The organism is Mycobacterium sp. PO1, from assembly GCF_017312405.1.
Lineage (GTDB): Bacteria > Actinomycetota > Actinomycetes > Mycobacteriales > Mycobacteriaceae > Mycobacterium.
Genome location: NZ_BLTG01000051.1, coordinates 21,813 through 39,627, shown reverse-complemented (window position 1 = coordinate 39,627; position 17,815 = coordinate 21,813). Strand labels below are relative to the sequence as shown.

General features: G+C 68.8%; 15 protein-coding genes. 6 read left to right on the top strand and 9 right to left on the bottom strand.

The genetic code is table 11. The features are described 5' to 3' along the window. The first annotated feature begins 234 nt into the window (after positions 1–234). On the top strand, positions 235–1,080 hold the full coding sequence (locus J3476_RS17885) for an NAD(P)-dependent oxidoreductase (protein ID WP_207067740.1): 846 nt from the start codon (positions 235–237) through the stop codon (positions 1,078–1,080). A 248-nt stretch (positions 1,081–1,328) separates the two neighbouring features. After that, positions 1,329–2,105 carry a class I SAM-dependent methyltransferase gene (locus tag J3476_RS17880; protein WP_207067739.1) on the top strand — a complete coding sequence of 259 codons (777 nt, stop codon included), beginning with the start codon at positions 1,329–1,331 and terminating at the stop codon, positions 2,103–2,105. Positions 2,106–2,107: 2 nt separating this feature from the next. Here J3476_RS17880 and J3476_RS17875 read toward each other — a convergent pair whose 3' ends face one another. Both J3476_RS17875 and J3476_RS17870 read right to left on the bottom strand, forming a co-directional pair. Next, positions 2,108–3,610 (bottom strand): methyltransferase, encoded by a 1,503-nt coding sequence (locus J3476_RS17875; protein WP_207067738.1) that lies wholly within the window; start codon positions 3,608–3,610, stop codon positions 2,108–2,110. Then, complete coding sequence (locus tag J3476_RS17870) at positions 3,607–4,380, bottom strand: SOS response-associated peptidase (RefSeq protein WP_207067737.1); 774 nt, start codon at positions 4,378–4,380, stop codon at positions 3,607–3,609. Before J3476_RS17870 ends, J3476_RS17875 begins: the two co-directional genes overlap by 4 nt. 97 nt (positions 4,381–4,477) lie before the next feature. Between J3476_RS17870 and aroA the strand changes: the two genes are divergently transcribed. The 3 genes from aroA (at position 4,478) to J3476_RS17855 (ending at position 7,694) form a co-directional block, all read left to right on the top strand. Beyond that, positions 4,478–5,785, top strand: a complete 1,308-nt coding sequence (gene aroA, locus J3476_RS17865; protein ID WP_286183287.1) for a 3-phosphoshikimate 1-carboxyvinyltransferase — start codon at positions 4,478–4,480, stop codon at positions 5,783–5,785. Further along, complete coding sequence (gene rsgA, locus J3476_RS17860; protein ID WP_207067736.1) at positions 5,782–6,762, top strand: ribosome small subunit-dependent GTPase A; 981 nt, start codon at positions 5,782–5,784, stop codon at positions 6,760–6,762. Before aroA ends, rsgA begins: the two co-directional genes overlap by 4 nt. Positions 6,763–6,845: 83 nt before the next feature. After that, positions 6,846–7,694, top strand: a complete 849-nt coding sequence (locus tag J3476_RS17855; RefSeq protein WP_207067735.1) for an aldo/keto reductase — start codon at positions 6,846–6,848, stop codon at positions 7,692–7,694. Between the two features lie 104 nt (positions 7,695–7,798). On the opposite strand, the gene J3476_RS17850 is transcribed toward J3476_RS17855, so the two are convergent. The 5 genes from J3476_RS17850 to J3476_RS17830 form a co-directional block, all read right to left on the bottom strand. Next, positions 7,799–9,055 carry a fatty acid desaturase gene (locus J3476_RS17850; RefSeq protein ID WP_207067734.1) on the bottom strand — a complete coding sequence of 419 codons (1,257 nt, stop codon included), beginning with the start codon at positions 9,053–9,055 and terminating at the stop codon, positions 7,799–7,801. 69 nt (positions 9,056–9,124) lie between these two features. After that, a complete protein-coding gene (locus J3476_RS17845; RefSeq protein ID WP_207067733.1) occupies positions 9,125–10,279 on the bottom strand; it encodes a ferredoxin reductase in 1,155 nt (384 codons plus the stop codon). Positions 10,280–10,347: 68 nt separating this feature from the next. Beyond that, on the bottom strand, positions 10,348–10,860 hold the full coding sequence (locus J3476_RS17840; RefSeq protein WP_207067777.1) for a hypothetical protein: 513 nt from the start codon (positions 10,858–10,860) through the stop codon (positions 10,348–10,350). 47 nt (positions 10,861–10,907) lie between these two features. Continuing rightward, complete coding sequence (gene ppk2 / locus J3476_RS17835; protein ID WP_207067732.1) at positions 10,908–11,753, bottom strand: polyphosphate kinase 2; 846 nt, start codon at positions 11,751–11,753, stop codon at positions 10,908–10,910. A gap of 19 nt (positions 11,754–11,772) precedes the next feature. After that, positions 11,773–13,182 carry a wax ester/triacylglycerol synthase family O-acyltransferase gene (locus tag J3476_RS17830; protein ID WP_207067731.1) on the bottom strand — a complete coding sequence of 470 codons (1,410 nt, stop codon included), beginning with the start codon at positions 13,180–13,182 and terminating at the stop codon, positions 11,773–11,775. 206 nt (positions 13,183–13,388) lie between these two features. Between J3476_RS17830 and J3476_RS17825 the strand changes: the two genes are divergently transcribed. Next, a complete protein-coding gene (locus J3476_RS17825) occupies positions 13,389–13,883 on the top strand; it encodes an Rv3235 family protein (RefSeq protein WP_207067730.1) in 495 nt (164 codons plus the stop codon). A 108-nt stretch (positions 13,884–13,991) separates the two neighbouring features. On the opposite strand, the gene secA is transcribed toward J3476_RS17825, so the two are convergent. Further along, positions 13,992–16,799 carry a preprotein translocase subunit SecA gene (gene secA / locus J3476_RS17820; protein WP_207067729.1) on the bottom strand — a complete coding sequence of 936 codons (2,808 nt, stop codon included), beginning with the start codon at positions 16,797–16,799 and terminating at the stop codon, positions 13,992–13,994. A 123-nt stretch (positions 16,800–16,922) separates the two neighbouring features. Next, a complete protein-coding gene (gene hpf, locus J3476_RS17815; protein ID WP_373889090.1) occupies positions 16,923–17,570 on the bottom strand; it encodes a ribosome hibernation-promoting factor, HPF/YfiA family in 648 nt (215 codons plus the stop codon). Positions 17,571–17,815 lie beyond the last annotated feature (245 nt).

The window sequence follows — 17,815 nt, the reverse complement described above, 5'->3', positions numbered from 1 at the left end:
GCGGACGCACGGCAGTTCGGACGCGCCGAGCGCACGGGAAGGACGGACGCGCCGAGCGCACGGGCAGGACGGACGCGCCGGACGGACGCACGACAGTTCGGACGCGCCGAGCGCACGCGCCGGACGGACGCGCGACAGTTCGGACGCGCGACAGTACGGAATATGACGAGAAACGGGCGAAATCCGTCAGAAACCGTACGTTCGGCGCGGAGGCGGTGGCATTAGGGTGGGCCCATGTCGCTTGCCGGAAAAACGATGTTCATCTCTGGTGCCAGCCGCGGAATCGGGCTGGCGATCGCCAAGCGGGTCGCCGCCGACGGCGCCAACATCGCACTGGTCGCCAAGACCGCCGAACCGCACCCCAAGCTGCCCGGCACCATCTACACCGCGGCCAAGGAGATCGAGGAGGTCGGCGGTCAGGCGTTGCCGATCGTCGGCGACGTCCGCGACGGGGACTCGGTGGCCGCTGCGGTCGCCAAGACCGTCGAGCAGTTCGGCGGCATCGACATGTGTGTCAACAACGCCTCGGCGATCAACCTGGGTTCCATCGAGGACGTGCCGCTCAAACGATTCGACCTGATGAACGGCATCCAGGTGCGCGGCACCTACGCGGTGTCGCAGGCCTGCCTGCCTCACATGAAGGGCCGCGACAACCCGCACGTCCTGACGTTGTCGCCGCCGGTGCTGCTGGAGTCCAAATGGCTGCGGCCGACGCCCTACATGATGGCAAAGTTCGGAATGACGTTGTGCGCGTTGGGTATCGCCGAAGAGATGCGGGATGCGGGCATCGCGTCCAACACGCTGTGGCCGCGCACCATGGTGGCGACCGCGGCGGTGCAGAACCTGCTCGGCGGCGACGAGTCGATGGCCCGCTCGCGCAAGCCGGAGGTGTACTCCGACGCCGCCTACGTCGTGCTCAACAAGCCGGCCAGCTACACCGGCCACACGCTGCTGTGCGAGGACGTGCTGCTCGAATCCGGTGTCACCGACCTGTCGGCCTACGACTGCGTGCCGGGTTCCGATCTCGGCGTCGACTTCTGGGTCGACGCCGCCAACCCGCCGGGTTACACCGCCCCGTAACGCTGTCGCGAATTGGGGCACCCCTGCTCGCGAACGTGCATTCTCGGCAGCGCCGGGCGCCGGTCGCCACCGGCTGCGTTCGGCGACTGGCCGCCACCGGCAGTGCCGGGCGCCTGGTCGCCACCGGCTGCGCTTGGCGACTGACCGCCACCGGCAGTGCCGGGCGCCTGGTCGGCCCGAAGCGCTGACCCCGTCCGGCCGCCGACGGAGCGCACTTTTGCGACCGCCGCCGTGGCAGGGTGGTGGCTGTGACAACGCCGAGCCTCTGGTCCGCCGGCCGCTACGACGCGGTCGGGGAGCGCATCGCGCACATCGCCGGGCAGCTCTGTGACGCCGTGGAGCGCAGACATCCGTTGCGCGGTTCCGACGTGGTCGACCTCGGGTGCGGCACCGGCAGCGCAGCGCTGGTCGCCTCGGCACGCGGGGCGCGCGTCACCGGCGTGGACCTCACGCCGGAGCTGCTCACGATCGCCCGGGGCCGCGAAGGCGCGGACGCGGTCACGTGGCGATGCGCCGACGCGTCGGCCACCGGCCTGCCCGACCGCGGCTTCGACGCGGCCATGTCGAACATGGGCATCATCTTCGTCGAGCCGGGCAGCCAGGTTCCTGAACTCGCACGGATCGTGAAACCCGAAGGTGTGCTGGCTTTTTCGGCGTGGGTCCGCGACAGTGACAACCCGCTGTTCGACCCGGTGGTGGCGGTGCTCGGTCCGCCGGCGGCCGCGTCGTTCTCCCCGGAGCAGTGGGGAGACGCCGACACGGTCACCGACCGGTTGGCGCCGCATTTCGACGACATCGAGCTGCACCGGGGGCTGCACCGCTGGCAGTTCGATTCGATGGCGGCGGCGCTGCGGTTCCTGCAGGAGGAATCACCGGTGCACGTGGCGACGTTCCGGCGGGCCGCCGACCAGCGCGACCGGCTGGCGGCGGCTTTCGAGGCGGCGTTGCAGCCGCATGTCGACAACGGGGGCGCGGTGACTTTCGGCGCGCCGTACGTCGTCGTCAGCGCGACTCGGCGCAGCTGAACTCAGTTCGCCTGGTACAGGATTCCGCGGCCGATCGCCTCGCGCACCACCGGCAGCGCGGCGTCGGCCAGGGCGGCGTCGTCGACGCCGTGGGTGGCGGCCAGCAGCTCGATCAGCATGCCCAGCGGGACCTCCCCGCGACAGCCCGCCAGCAGCGCCCGCGACACCTCGTCCACGCCCAGCACCGCTCCCGGTCCGCCGGGGCGACGCACCGCGGCCCCGACGACCTGCCAGCCGTCGGGGCCGGGCAGGGACTGTTCCTCCAGGAACACCGGTGCGGTCGACAACCGGGCCGCCAGCAGCTGCTCGTCGGTGGTGTCGTGCAGGTACTCGCGGCGGGCGAAGAACGCCGCCACCTCCGGACCGGTCAGCGCCTCCCCTGCCCCGGTGATCTCTTCGAGCACCTGGTCGGGCGCCCGACGTTCGCCGCGGCGGGGCGCGCGGACGGTGATCATGCCCATGCCGACCCCGGCGATGCGGTGTTCGTCGAACCAGTCCAGCCACTGCCCGCCGCGGCGGGCGGCATCCTCGGGCAGCTCGCCGGCGTCGGAGGTCCACAGCGACACATAGCTGACGGGGTCGGCGAACTCGCGTTGCACCACCCAGGCGTGCAGCCCGGTCCCGGCCAGCCACCCCGCGACGCGGTCGCGCCAGTCCTGGCCGTCGACCACCATCCAGTTCGCCATGATCTGCGCGGTGCCGCCCGGTTCCAGATAATCACCGACCTGTTCGATCATCGTGCGACACAACATGTCTCCGGCCATACCGGAGTCGCGGTACTGGTAGTCCAGCGACCCGGTCCCCACCACGAACGGCGGATTCGACACGATCAGGTCGAACCGTTCGCCGGCCACCGCGTCGAAGAGGCTGCCGCGGCGCAGATCCCAGGACATCGCGTTCAGCCGTGCGGTCGCCGCGGCCAGCGCGAGGGCACGGGCGTTGGTGTCGGTCGCGACGATTGCGTCGCAGTGGCTGTCGAGGTGCAGCGCCTGGATGCCGCAGCCGGTGCCCAGATCCAGTGCCCGCCCGACCGGCTCCCGGATGACCGCGTGGGCCAGCGACACCGACGCTCCCCCGATTCCGAGGACATGGTCGGCGTGCACGGGGCCGGGGCGTTGGCCGGCGTCGAGGTCTGACACCACGAGGAAGTCGGTGGCACCGTCGCTGTGCGGGCGGATGTCCAGCGCGGCACGCACGCCGCCGCGCGCGGTGATTTCCAGCGCCCCGGAGGCGACCAGCGCGTCGACCCCTGCGGTGGGCAGCGCGCCCGCCACCCGGTCGCGGTTCTCCTCGGTGCCCAGCAGCAGCAACCGCACCAGGACGGCGAGCTGGCGCTGGTTTTCGGGTGCCCGTTCGGTGACGCGCAGCGCCGACCAGGACAACCCGCGGCTGAAGGCGCCGGCGTCGGCGCCGAGCAGTTCGGCGACCCCGTCGGTGGTGTAGGCGGCTGCGCGCAGGTCGGTGGCCAGCGCGTCGACGACCGCCGGAGTGTGCAGCGGGGTCAAAACAGTTCGGCCTGTTCGGCGTCGCGTCCCGGGTGGGCTTCGGCCGGTTCGATGAGTTCGGGCCCGTTGTTGCGGACGCTGTTGACCAGCGTGGACACCTCGCGGATCTGCACCCGGTCGAGGTCGCCGTGCCCGCGAAGCAGCCCCTCGTCGATCGGCGCGTCGGGATCCAGCCAGCGGTCCCAGTCGGCCGCGCTGATGCTCAACGGCATCCGGTCGTGGATGTCGGCCAGCGGCCCCGCCGCGTCGGTGGTGATGATCGTGCAGCTCAGCAGCGGTTTGCTGTCCTTGGGGGCGCCCTTGGGCCGCCACGTGGTCCACAGTCCGGCCATGAACAGCGGCTCACCGTCACCGGCGTACATGAAGTACGGCGTCTTGCTGCCCTTGGCGCCTTTCCACTCGTACCAGCCGTCCATCGGCACCAGGCACCGCTTGGCCTTGGCCGAGCTGCGGAACGCCGGCGAGGTGGTCACCTTGTCCGAGCGGGCGTTGATCAGAAGCGGACCGGAGGTGTCCGGCGCACCGTCGTCGGCGGTCTTGGCCCACGGCGGCACCAGGCCCCAGCGCATCAGCCGCACCCGCCGCGTGGCGTCGTCGTCGGGCTCGCCGTGCCGCTTGACCACGGTGGCCACGGTCGTCGTCGGGGCCACGTTGTAGTTGGGCCCCGAGTTGGTGGGGCTGGGCGCGTCGGCCGCAGTGCTCTCGTCGATCGCCTTGATCTTCTCGGCCAGCAGCGCCGGATCGGTCGTCACCGCAAATCGCCCGCACATGGCTTCCATGGTTCCAGACATCGCGATTTCGGCGCGAACATCGTCGCTGAGGGTGCCTGCGCACGCCGAAATCACCGACAGGCAAGAATGGACCATCGTGAGCACCTGGCCGGCCCCGTCGATCGCCACACCCGTGCACGCCACCGTGACCGTGCCCGGCTCGAAATCGCAGACCAACCGGGCGTTGATCCTGGCTGCGCTGGCCGCCGACCACGGCCCGTCCACGCTGTGCGGCGCATTGCGCAGCCGCGACACCGACCTGATGATCGGCGCCCTGCAGGCTCTGGGCTTCACCGTCGAACCTTCCGACACCGACGGCACCGAGTTGACGGTCAGCGGCACACTGGCGCCGCCGGGGAACCGGATCGACTGCGGGCTCGCCGGCACGGTGCTGAGGTTCGTGCCTCCAGTGGCCGCGCTGAGCACCGAGAGCGTGGTGTTCGACGGCGACGAGCAAGCCCGCTCCCGACCGATCGCGCCGCTGCTGGACGGGCTGCGCGCTCTGGGGGTGCACATCGACGGCGACGGGCTGCCGTTCACCGTGCAAGGCAGCGGTGCGGTGCCCGGCGGCACCGTGGAGATCGACGCCTCGGGTTCGTCGCAGTTCGTGTCGGGGTTGCTGCTGTCGGGGGCGGCGTTCACCGACGGGTTGACGATCGTGCACACCGGGAAGGCGGTTCCGTCGGCACCGCATGTCGCGATGACGGTGTCGATGCTGCGCGACGCCGGCGTGGACGTCGACGATTCGCGTCCCAACCGCTGGCGGGTCGCGCCGGGACGGATCACCGCCCGGGAGTGGGTCATCGAGCCCGACCTGTCGAACTCGGTGCCGTTCCTGGCCGCGGCCGTGGTCAGCGGCGGCAGCGTGCGCATCACCGGCTGGCCGCCGCACAGCACCCAGCCGGCCGGCACCATCCTGTCCATCCTGGAGAGCCTGGGCGCGGTGGTGCGGCGTGGCGACACCTTCCTGGAGGTGCAGGGCTCGGCCAGCTACACCGGCATCGACGTCGACCTGCACGACGTCGGCGAGCTGGCCCCGTCGGTGGCGGCGCTGGCTGCGCTGGCCACCCCGGGGTCGGTGTCGCGGCTTCGCGGGATCGCCCACCTGCGAGGGCACGAGACCGACCGGCTCAGCGCGCTGTGCGCCGAGATCACCGGGCTGGGCGGAGACTGCGAGGAGACCCCGGACGGGTTGACCATCACCGCGGCGCAGCTGCACGGTGGGGTGTGGCGGTCCTACGCCGATCACCGGATGGCCACGGCCGGCGCGATCATCGGGCTGCGGGTGCCGGGGGTCGAGGTGGAGGACATCGCCACCACGGCCAAGACGCTGCCCGACTTTCCCGCGTTGTGGGCCGGCATGCTCGCCGGGCAGGCCAGTGATGCGGTGGTCCATCCGTCTTGAGCCGACGCGAGTACGACGAGTCCGATGTCCGGGTGCGCCCCGGCCGGGGCTCGCGGCCGCGGACCAAGACCCGCCCCGAGCACGCCGACGCCGAGGAGGCGATGGTGGTGACGGTGGACCGGGGCCGCTGGGGTTGTGTGCTGGGCGGCGACCCAGCCCGGCGGGTGACGGCGATGCGGGCCCGCGAGCTCGGCCGCACCCCGATCGTCGTCGGCGACGAGGTCGACGTCGTCGGTGACCTGTCCGGTCGCCCCGACACGCTGGCGCGGATCGTGCGGCGCGGGGATCGGCGCACGCTGCTGCGCCGTACCGCCGACGACAACGACCCCACCGAGCGGGTCGTCGTCGCCAACGCCGACCAGCTGCTGATCGTCACCGCGCTGGCCGACCCGCCGCCGCGCACCGGTTTGGTCGAGCGCACGCTGATCGCCGCCTACGCCGGCGGCCTCGTGCCGATCCTGTGTCTGACCAAGACGGATCTGGCTCCTCCGGGGCCGTTCGCCGAGTTGTTCGCCGAGCTGGACCTGACCATCGTCACCGCCGGGCGCGATGACGCGCTGGCGGAGGTCGAGTCCCTGCTGACCGACAAGGTGACCGTGTTGCTGGGTCATTCCGGGGTGGGCAAATCCACCTTGGTCAACCGGCTCGTACCCGAGGCGGAGCGCGCCACCGGCGCGGTCACCGAGATCGGCCGCGGACGGCACACCTCCACACAGTCGGTGGCGCTGCCGCTGGCGTCCGGCGGCTGGGTGATCGACACCCCGGGGATCCGGTCGTTCGGGTTGGCCCACATCGAGCCCGATGATGTGGTGTTGGCGTTCTCCGATCTGGCCGAGGCGATCGACGACTGCCCACGCGGCTGCGGACACCTGGGGCCGCCGGCCGATCCCGAGTGCGCTCTCGACGAGCTGACCGGAGCCGCGGCGGATCGGGTGCGGGCGGCACGCCGACTGCTGGCCGCGATGCGGGAAGGGTGAGCCCGACGGTGTCGTTACGGGTGCTGGGGGCGAGGTTTCCGCACGGTGTGCACGGGGCACGCTGTCAGGCGAAAGGAGCACAAGTGAGCACAGTTCCCACCATTGACCTCAACGACGGCAACACGATTCCGCAGCTGGGATTCGGCGTCTTCCAGATCCCGCCCGATGACACGGCCGAGGCGGTCAAGACCGCGCTGGACATCGGCTACCGCCACATCGACACCGCCGAGATGTACCAGAACGAGAAGGGCGTCGGTGACGGAATCCGCAACGCCGGCATCGACCGTTCCGAGGTGTTCATCACCTCCAAGCTCAACAACGGCTTCCACAAGCCCGACGATGCGCGGCGCGCGTTCGACGACACGTTGTCGGCGCTGGGCTTCGAGTATGTCGACCTATTCCTGATCCACTGGCCGCTGCCGACGCTGTACGGCGGCGACTACGTTTCGACGTGGAAGACGTTGGAGGAGTTCAAGAAAGACGGCCGGGCCCGCAGCATCGGGGTGTCGAACTTCCAAATCGAGCACCTCAAGCGGCTGGCGCAGGAGACCGAGACGGTGCCCGCGGTCAACCAGATCGAGGTCCACCCGTACTTCGCCAACAACGAGGTCCGCGTGTACGGCCAGCAGCACGGCATCGAAACCGAGGCGTGGTCGCCCATCGCGCAGGGCAAGGTGCTCGACGATCCGGTGATCACCCGCATCGCCGAGGCGGCCGGCAAGTCACCGGCGCAGGTGGTGTTGCGCTGGCACATCCAGCGCGGCGACATCGTGTTCCCGAAATCGGTGACGCCGCAGCGCATCAAGGACAACTTCGCGCTGTTCGACTTCGAGCTCGGCCAAGACGACGTCGACGCGATCACCACGCTGGATCAGGGTGAGTCGGGCCGCACCGGGCCGAACCCGGACACATTCGACTACGTGCCGGACTGACAGACAGCTGACAGAAACGTTGAAACTGCGGTGAGGGCGGGGATCTTCGAGAAGACCCCGCCCTCATCGCAGTCTGAACGATCAGGCCGCTGCTGGATGGACGATCAGGCGGCCAGTTCCGGTCGCTGCTCGGCAGCTTTCTCGGCGCGCTTGGCACGTCGGCGGGCCCGCACCGCGGCGATCGCCGACTTCAGCCCCGTGCGCTGAGCGGGCTCCAGCTCGGCGAACATCCGCTCGCTGCGCGTCTCGGGCGCATCGTCGGCGGTGTCACGCAGGAACCGGTCCGGCAGCGAGAGCTTGGCGATGGTGCGCCACGACTTGCCGTACTGCACAGCGAAGTTGCCGGTCGTGTAGGGCAGGTCGTACTTGTCGCAGAGTTCGCGCACTCGCAGGGAGATCTCGTAGTACCGGTTGCTCGGCAGATCCGGGAACAGGTGATGCTCGATCTGGTGGCACAGGTTGCCGCTCATGAAGCGCAGCACCGGGCCGTTCTCGAAGTTGGCGCTGCCCAGCATCTGCCGCAGGTACCACTCGCCGCGGGTCTCACCGACCATGTCGGTCTTGGTGAACTTCTCCGCGCCGTCGGGAAAGTGCCCGCAGAAGATCACCGCGTTGGCCCACACGTTGCGGATGACGTTGGCCACCGCGTTGGCCTTGAGCGTGGACTTGTACGTGGCGCCCGGTGACATCGACGTGATGGCCGGATAGGCGACGTAATCCTTGAACAGCTGGTTGCCGGCCTTCACGCCGAACTCACGGACGCGCAACATCGTGGCCTTGCGGTCGTCGCGGCCCTTGAAGATCTTGCCGAGCTCCAGGTGCTGCAACCCGACTCCCCATTCGAAGGCCACCGCCAGCAGCGTGTTGAAGAACAAGTTGCTGAGGTTGAACGGCCTCCACCTCTGATCGCGGGTGACCCGGATGACGCCGTAGCCCACGTCGTCGTCCATGCCGAGGATGTTCGTGTACTTGTGGTGCATGAAGTTGTGGGTGAAGCGCCAGTGCTTGGACGCGCCACTCATGTCCCATTCCCAGGTGGAGGAATGGACTTCGGGATCGTTCATCCAGTCCCACTGGCCGTGCATGACGTTGTGGCCGATCTCCATGTTCTCGATGATCTTGGCCACGCCCAGCGTCGTCGCACCGGCCCACCAGAACGACCGCTTGGAGCTACCTGCCAGCAGGAGCCGGCCGGTGACCTCCAACGCGCGTTGGGCCGCGATGGTGCGGCGGATGTAGCGCGCGTCCCGCGCGCCGCGGGATTCTTCGACGTCCTGTCGGATCGCATCCAGTTCGCGCGCGAGGTTCTCGACGTCCGCATCGGTCAGATGCGCGAACTCGGGTACATCGGTGATCGCCATCTTCAGCCCTCCTTTCGCGTACCTACGCTATCGTAACCTACGACTCCGTAGGTTACTCACTAGTAAAGTTTACACATCCAGTGTGCAATCCCCCGACGCCGCGGACACACAGGTCTGTATGCGGCTGCCGGGTTCATGCTCGACACCTGTCCGAAGGTCCCGCACGTGCCCGTCCAGCAGCCCGACGACGCAGGACTGGCAGATGCCCATCCGGCAGCCGAACGGCATCTGGATGCCGGCCGCCTCGCCGGCGTCCATCAGCGACGTCGCACCGTCGACGGTGGCCATCTTGCCCGCCCGGGCGAACTCGACGGTGCCGCCACTGCCGTGCGCGGCAGTACGCACCGCGGCGAACCGCTCCAGGTGCAGGCGTTCGGGGATGCCCGCCGCCTTCCACGTTCGATCGGCGCTTTCCAGCATCGCCTCGGGTCCGCATGCCCAGGTCTGGCGCTCCCGCCAGTCGGGAACGACCTCGTCGAGCCGGGCCAGGTCCACCCGGCCCTCCGTCCGGGTAGCCCGCACCGTCAGTCGGTAATCCTCGTGGGCGTGGGCGAGTTCGGCCAATTCCCCGGCGAACAGCACGTCGGCTGCGGTCGGTGCGGAATGCACATGGCTCACGTCGCCGAGCTGGTCGCGGCGGACCAGGGTGCGCAGCATCGACATCACCGGGGTGATCCCCGAGCCCGCGGTCAGGAACAGGATCTTCGCCGGCGCCGGATCCGGCAGCACGAAATTGCCCTGCGGCGCAGCCAGTCTCACGATGGTGCCGGGTTCGACGCCGCCGACCAGATGCGTGGACAAAAAGCCCTCGGGCATGGCCTTGACGGTGATGGTGATGGTGCGCGCGCCCCTGCTCCCCGACTGCCGGTCGACCGGCACGCTGGTCAGCGAGTAGGACCGCCAGCGCCACCGGCCCTCGACCAGAAGACCGATACCGATGTACTGGCCTGCCTGGTAGTCGAACGAGAAGCCCCAGCCGGGCTTGATCACCAACGTGGCCGAGTCGACGGTCTCCCGACGCACCTCGAGCACCCTGCCGCGCAGCTCACGCGCTGACCACAGCGGGTTGGCCAGCTTCAGGTAGTCGTCGGGCAACAGAGGGGTGGTGATGCGGCCGGCGACGGTGCGCAGCAGATGCCAGCCTGGGCGTTCCTTCGCGCCGGCGACGGTGGGTCGCACCGTGTCGGCAACCCGGGCCGCGGTCTTGATCGTGCTCTTGGCCATGGAGGCTCCTGCAGGGTCGCTGTTGCTTAACCTACGGTACCGTAACTTACGGCTCCGTAGCCAGCCTGTCACAGCAGCTCGAGCAGGAATGGCAGCTCCTGGGGCGCGTACCACGCCAGGTCGTGGTCCTGAGCGTCTCCGACGGTCAACTCGGCGTCCTCGTTTCCCAGATCCGCCGCGTCGATCACCTCGACGGCGGCCTTGACGGCCGGCTCGGCGCCGGCGTTGTCGACGTAGGCCGCGATCACATTCGTCAGTGGAATCGGCCCCCGCACGCGCACCACCGCGTCGTCGAGGTCGGGGCGCAGCGTGACGTCGTCGGCATCAGCTTCCACCACCGCGCGCCGGGTGGGCATGGTGCCGGCGGGGCCGGCCGCATCAGCGGTCCCGGCCGAGTCCGCGGTGTCGTGCGAGTCGTCGGCCAACAGCCGCAGGGACGCCAGCGCGGCGTCACGCAGCGCCACGTCGGCCAGTTCGTCCTCGTCACCGTGCGCGTACGCCTCCCGCAGCGTCGGGGTCACCGCGAACGCCGTCCCGCTCACGGGCTGCACCGACTCGTCGGCGACCAGTCGCTGCAACATGGCCAGGGTCACCGGGACATAGACACGCACGACGCCGAGGGTAGCCGCTATTCGGGATCGCCGATCAACGCTGCAGCGTGGTCGGGAACATAGGTCGACAGTTCCCGGGCGGGCCTGCGGTAGTTCCCGACGATCGGCCGGTCGGGCAGGTCCACCGTGGGCAGGTCGACCTCGTGGTAGTCGATCGTGGACAGCAGATGGGCGATCATGTTCAGCCGCGCATTGCGCTTGATGTCGGACTCGACGATGAACCAGGGGCTCATCGGGGTGTCGGTGTGCACCATCATCTCGTCCTTGGCCCGGGAGTACTCCTCCCAGCGGTAGATGGACTCCAGGTCCATCGGCGACAACTTCCACTGCCGCACCGGATCATTGAGCCGGGACCGGAACCGCCGCAGCTGTTCGTCGTCGGAGACCGAGAACCAGTACTTGCGCAGCAGCACCCCGTCGTCGATGAGCATCTGCTCGAAAATCGGTGTCTGGCGCAGGAAGAGCATGTGCTCGGCCGGGGTGCAGAACTCCATCACCTTCTCGACACCGGCCCGGTTGTACCAGGACCGGTCGAACAGCACGATCTCCCCGCGCGCGGGCAGATGCTCGATGTAGCGCTGGTAATACCATTGCCCCCGTTCACGATCCGACGGTGCGGGCAGCGCCGCGATGCGGGCGACCCGGGGGCTGAGGTACTCGGTGATCCGTTTGATGGTTCCGCCTTTGCCGGCGGCGTCGCGGCCCTCGAACACGACGACGACGCGGGCACCGGTGGCGCGCACCCATTCCTGCAACTTCACCAGCTCGGTCTGCAGCCGGAACAACTCGGCGGCGTAGACCTTCTTGGGAATCTTGGCCTTCTTGTGCTTGCCGCTCTCGGCCGTGGTTTTGGTGGTGCCCACCGCCGAATTCTAGGCGCGGTTACTTCGCGGCCTCGACCAATTCGTCGAGCGATTCGCGCAGCAGGCTGGGCAGCATGTCGACATCGGCCATCGCGTCGCGGTCGGCGTTGATCCCGAAGTAGAGCGTGCCGTTGTACGACGTCACGCCGATCGCGAGCGCCTGGTTGTGCAGCAGCGGCGGCACCGCGTAGGTCTCCAACAGTTTGGTGCCGGCGACGTACATCTGCTTCTGCGCGCCGGGCACGTTGGTGATCAGCAGGTTGAACAGCCGCGCCGAGAAGCTGGTCGCGACGCGGATGCCCATCGCGTGCAGCGTGGGCGGCGCGAAGCCCGACAGCGTGACGATGGTGCGGGCGTCGACCAGGCTGGTGGCCGTCGGATGCGATTCGGTGGCGTGGGCGATCTGGGACAGCCGCACCACCGGGTTGGCCTCGCCGACGGGCAGGTCCACCAGGAACGGCGCCACCTCGCTGATCGCCTGCCCCGGACCGGTCGACTCGATCTCGGCGTCGGGATACACCGACATCGGCGCCATGGCGCGCACGGTGGTCGACGTCGTCACGGGCTCGCCGCGCGACAGCAACCAGTTGCGCAGCGCTCCGGCCACCATGGCCAGGACCACGTCGTTGATGTCGCAGTCGTAGCGGGCGCGGATGGCGCGGAACTCCTCGAGGCTGCCCGACGCCACCGAGAACCGCCGGTTGCGCGACACCCGGGTGTTCAGCGGGCTGTTGGGCGCGTTGCCGCGCGCCACGATGCGTGCCACCTCGGCCATCCGCCGGCCGAGGTCGAGCATCTGCGTGCTGCTGGTGACGGTCTCGGTCACCGCGGTGCGCACCGCCGCAGCCTGGGCGGTGGGCCGGGTGATCCACTCGCCCAGCGCCCCGAACAGCAGCTGCCGGTCACTGGGCTCGCGGCCGGGGATCCAGATGTCCTCCCCGAACTCGGGCGGCTTCTGGGTGCGGTCGGCGATGACGTGGTCGATCTCCAACGCCGTCATCCCGTTGACCAGCGCCTGATGCGACTTGGTGTAGATCGCGACCCGGTTCTTGGCCAGGCCCTCGACCAGGTACATCTCCCACAGCGGGCGCGACCTGTCCAGCGGTCGCGACCCCAACCGCGCCACCAGGTCGTGCAGCTGGGCGTCGCTGCCCGGCGACGGCAGGGCAGAGCGGCGGATGTGGTAGGTGATGTCGAAGTCGCGGTCGTCGACCCAGACCGGGCGGGCCAGGCCCAGCGTCACCTCGCGCACCTTCTGCCGGTACCGCGGGACCTGCGGAAGCCGCTGCTCGACGGTGGCCAGCAGCGTCTCGTAGCTCAACCCGTTGCGGGGCTTGCGCAGGATCTGCAGCGACCCCACATACATCGGGGTCGACGAGTTCTCCAGCCGGTAGAAGGATGCGTCCGACGCCGACAGCCTGGTCACCATTGCGGCGGCCGCCTCCCCTCGATCACCCCTCGGTCAAGACCCTGCCACGGTAACGGCAGTTCCTGCGTGCGCGCACAATCGGGTGCTCAATAGGTGCGCAGGGGTGTCCGTGGACCGTGCGAACATGAGGTGGTCTGCCACTCTCCAGCAGGCGTTCACCGCGGGACGCACCGTCCCGCGTCCGTCTCGGCCGCTGGAGTATCCGCATGTCCGCATCCCCCGCCCCCGTCTCCCCCGTCGAATCTCAGTGGAGTACCGCTCCGGTCATCGACTACGAACCCGCGCCGCAGCCACTGAGTGCGCACCGGCCGTCGTGCACGGCACCGTCGACGCACCGCTTGTCGAGCCGGCGGCGGGCGCAGCCCCTCGAGCCGCGACCGCCGAAGTCGGCGGTGGTGTTCGCCGAGACGGCGCTGCGGCAGCTCGTCGAGGTGATCGATCGGCGGCGGCCGGTGGCGCAACTGAAACCGCTGATGACCCCGGTGCTCGTCGAACAGGTCATCGCCCGCGCCGCGGTCACACCACCGGGCAGTGCGACGCTGCGCCGGGTGCGGGTGCGATGCGTGGACACCGGCGAGGCCGAGGTGACCTCCGCCGAGGTGTTCGCCACGTTCCTGCGGCGCGGCAGGGTGCACGCCGTCGCCGGCCGCATCGAGGCGCACCGTGGCAGCTGGCGCTTCTGCGCACTGCAGATCGGCTAGCTCCCGTTCAGACCGCTAGCTCCCGTTCAGACTGCGCCGATCTCGTTCAGACTGCGTCCAGCGCGGGGTGCACTCGAACTTCTCCGCTCGGAGCGCAGTCTCAACGTCCTAGCGGCGGCGGCTGCCCTTGGCGTGACGGCCCTGCTGGCGGGCGGCCTCGCGCCGCTCACGGCGGCTGCCACCCCCGGCGGGCTTCCCGTCACCGGAGCCGGAGCGCTTGATCTCCACGCCGCCGTCCTCCGACGGGCCCGAGTAGGTCAGCGGCCGGGACTGGTCGTCGATCCCCTTGGCGCGCAACTGCGTACGCTCCTTGGTGGCCACCCCGCCCTGCTGCTCGGCGGCGGCCGCCGCGGACTTGGCGAACTCGGCCAGCCCGGACGGCGCAGCCACCGGCGCCACGGTCGGCGTCGGCGCGGCCTCGACCTGGACGTTGAACAGGAAGCCGACCGACTCCTCCTTCATGCCCTCGAGCATGCCGACGAACATGTCGTATCCCTCGCGGGCGTACTCCACCTCGGGCCGCTGCTGGGCCAGCCCGCGCAGGCCGATGCCTTCGCGCAGGTAGTCCATCTCGTAGAGGTGCTCGCGCCACTTGCGGTCGAGCACGTTGAGCAGCACGTTGCGCTCGAGCTGTCGCATCGCGCCCTCACCGGCGACGCCCTCGATCTCGCTCTCCCGCTCGGCGTAGGCCCGCTCGGCGTCGGCGATCAGCGCGTCGAGCAGCTCGTTACGGGTCAGCTCACCGGGCTCGCCCACGGCGTCGGAGTCGAGCAGGTCGTGGTGGTCGATGCCGACCGGGTAGAGCGCCTTGAGCCCTTCCCACAGCTTCTCCAGGTCCCAGTCTTCGGAGTAGCCCTCGGCGGTGGCGCCGTCGACGTAGGCGGTGATGACGTCGACGAGCATCTTGTGGGCCTGCTCGGCGAGGTTCTCGCCTTCCAGGATGCGGCGGCGCTCGGCGTAGATCACCTTGCGCTGCTGGTTCATCACCTCGTCGTACTTGAGGACTTCCTTGCGGATGTCGAAGTTCTGCTGCTCGACCTGCGTCTGGGCGCTCTTGATGGCGCGCGAGACCATCTTGGCCTCGATCGGAACGTCGTCGGGCAGGTTCAACCGGGTCAGCAGCGTCTCGAGCGTGGCGCCGTTGAAGCGGCGCATGAGCTCGTCGGCCAGCGACAGATAGAACCGCGACTCGCCGGGGTCACCCTGACGGCCGGAGCGGCCGCGCAGCTGGTTGTCGATGCGGCGGGACTCATGGCGTTCGGTGCCGAGCACGTACAGCCCGCCGGCGGCGCGCACGTCTTTGGCTTCGGCGGCCACCTCTTCTTTGACGTGGGGCAGCTCTTCGTGCCAGGCGGCCTCGTACTCGTCGGCGGTCTCGATCGGGTCGAGACCGCGCTGACGCAGCCGACGGTCCAGCAGGAAGTCGACGTTGCCGCCGAGCACCACGTCGGTGCCACGACCGGCCATGTTGGTCGCGACGGTGACCGCGCCGAGCCGGCCGGCCTCGGCGATGATGCCGGCCTCCTGCTCGTGGTACTTCGCGTTGAGAACATTGTGCGGGATGCGCCGCTTCTGGAACTGGCGCGACAGGAACTCCGAGCGCTCCACGCTGGTGGTGCCGATCAGGACCGGCTGCCCCTTCTCATAGCGTTCGGAGACGTCGTCGACGACCGCGATGAACTTGGCTTCCTCGGTCTTGTAGATCAGGTCGGACTGGTCGGCGCGGACCATCGGCCGGTTGGTGGGGATCGGGACGACGCCGAGTTTGTAGATCTCGTGCAGCTCGGCGGCCTCGGTCTCGGCGGTGCCGGTCATGCCGGCGAGCTTGTCGTAGAGGCGGAAGTAGTTCTGCAGCGTGATCGTGGCGACGGTCTGGTTCTCGGCCTTGATCTCGACGTGCTCTTTGGCCTCGATCGCCTGGTGCAGGCCCTCGTTGTAGCGGCGGCCCATCAGCACGCGGCCGGTGAAGTCGTCGACGATCAGCACGTCGCCGTTGCGCACGATGTAGTGCTTGTCGCGCTCGAACAGCTCCTTGGCCTTGATGGCGTTGTTGAGGTAGCTGATCAGCGGCGAGTTGGCGGCCTCGTAGAGGTTGTCGATGCCGAGCTGGTCCTCGACGAACTCCACGCCGAGTTCGTGCACGCCCACGACGCGCTTCTTGATGTCGACCTCGTAGTGGACGTCTTTTTCCATCAGCGGAGCCAGCCGCGCGAACTCGGTGTACCAGTTCGAGCCGCCGTCGGCGGGCCCGGAGATGATCAGCGGCGTGCGGGCCTCGTCGATGAGGATCGAGTCGACCTCGTCGACGATGGCGAAGTGGTGGCCGCGCTGGACGCAGTCCTCGAGGCGCAACGCCATGTTGTCGCGTAGGTAGTCGAAGCCGAACTCGTTGTTGGTGCCGTAGGTGATGTCGGCGGCGTAGGCGGCGCGCCGCTGCTCCGGCGACATCTGCGACAGGATGACGCCGACGTCCAGGCCGAGGAAGCGGTGTACTCGGCCCATCCACTCCGCGTCACGTTTGGCCAGGTAGTCGTTGACGGTGACGATGTGCACGCCCTTACCGGAGAGCGCGTTGAGGTAGGCCGGCAGCACCGCGGTCAGGGTCTTGCCCTCACCGGTCTTCATCTCGGCGACGTTGCCGAAGTGCAGCGCCGCCCCACCCATGATCTGGACGTCGAAGTGCTTCTGGTTGAGCACCCGCCAGGCCGCCTCGCGGGCCACCGCGAACGCCTCGGGCAGCAGGTCGTCGACGTCTTCGCCGTCGGCGATGCGGTCCTTGAACACAACGGTCTTGTTGCGCAGTTCGGCGTCGGAGAGCTTCTCGACGTCGTCGGACAGGGTGTTGACGTAGTCAGCCACCCCCTTGAGGCGCTTGACCATGCGGCCTTCGCCGAGACGGAGCAACTTCGAGAGCACGCTGTTAACCCTTTTTCCTCGATGGATTCGTCACCGGTGGACGGACACCATCGTACGGGTGGATCCGGCGCGCAAACCGACACCTGGGGTGCGGTTGCGCGCCGGATCGGGCCGCGGCGGTCCTCAGGCCAGCCGGATCAACCCGTAGTCGTAGGCGTGGCGGCGGTAGACCACGCATGGACGGTCGCTTTCCTTGTCGTGGAACAGGAAGAAGTCGTGGCCGACGAGTTCCATCTCGTAGAGCGCGTCGTCGACGGTCATCGGTGCGGCCGGGTGCTCTTTGACGCGCACGATCTGGCCGGGTTCGTGGTCGTCGACGACGTCGCTGCGCTGCCCGTCGACGCTCTCGGTGGAGGGCATGGCGAACGCGGCGTCGAGGTGGTCGAGCGCGGTCGCTTCGTGCAGCGACACCGGCCGCTTGTCGCCGTAGTGGATCTTGCGCCGGTCCTTGCTTTTGCGCAGCCGGGATTCGAGTTTGCTGTAGGCGGCTTCGAGGGCGGCGTAGAAACTGTCGGCGCAGGCTTCGCCGCGCACCACCGGGCCGCGCCCGCGAGCGGTGATCTCGATGTGCTGACAGTTCTTGCGTTGCCGGCGATTCTTCTCGTGGTAGAGCTCGACATCGAAGAGGTAGATGGTGCGGTCGAATCGTTCCAGGCGGGACAGCTTGTCGGTCACGTGCTGACGGAAGTGGTCAGGCACCTCGACGTTGCGCCCCGTCACGACGACGTCGGCGTTACCGGAGGATTCGGACGGCTCGCCGTCCATGACCATTGCGCTGTCGGTGTCCACGGAAAAACTTGACATGCTTGGCAACTCGATTCTCTCTCGCTTACGCACGCCTGCTGCGTGCCCGGCTGGGAAGAAATCGCGCCGACGGGGCATATGTGGTCGCGCCGCTCGCCGGTGCAAGGTGTCGAGGACTCACCTCCTACCGCTGGCGCGATACCGGCGCGTCACCTACAGGAGCGCCGCCGTGAGTTGTTCACGGTTCGTTGGTGCCGACGGTAGTCCGAGTT

Bases quoted from the DNA above. Each gene is read 5' to 3' on its own strand.
- J3476_RS17885 (WP_207067740.1), top strand. From the start codon at position 235: ATGTCGCTTGCCGGAAAAACGATGTTCATCTCTGGTGCCAGCCGCGGA.
- J3476_RS17870 (WP_207067737.1), bottom strand. From the start codon at position 4,380: ATGTGCGGGCGATTTGCGGTGACGACCGATCCGGCGCTGCTGGCCGAG.
- J3476_RS17850 (WP_207067734.1), bottom strand. From the start codon at position 9,055: ATGGCGATCACCGATGTACCCGAGTTCGCGCATCTGACCGATGCGGAC.
- J3476_RS17845 (WP_207067733.1), bottom strand. From the start codon at position 10,279: ATGGCCAAGAGCACGATCAAGACCGCGGCCCGGGTTGCCGACACGGTG.
- J3476_RS17840 (WP_207067777.1), bottom strand. From the start codon at position 10,860: ATGTTGCAGCGACTGGTCGCCGACGAGTCGGTGCAGCCCGTGAGCGGG.
- J3476_RS17830 (WP_207067731.1), bottom strand. From the start codon at position 13,182: ATGGTGACCAGGCTGTCGGCGTCGGACGCATCCTTCTACCGGCTGGAG.
- J3476_RS17825 (WP_207067730.1), top strand. From the start codon at position 13,389: ATGTCCGCATCCCCCGCCCCCGTCTCCCCCGTCGAATCTCAGTGGAGT.
- hpf (WP_373889090.1), bottom strand. From the start codon at position 17,570: ATGGTCATGGACGGCGAGCCGTCCGAATCCTCCGGTAACGCCGACGTC.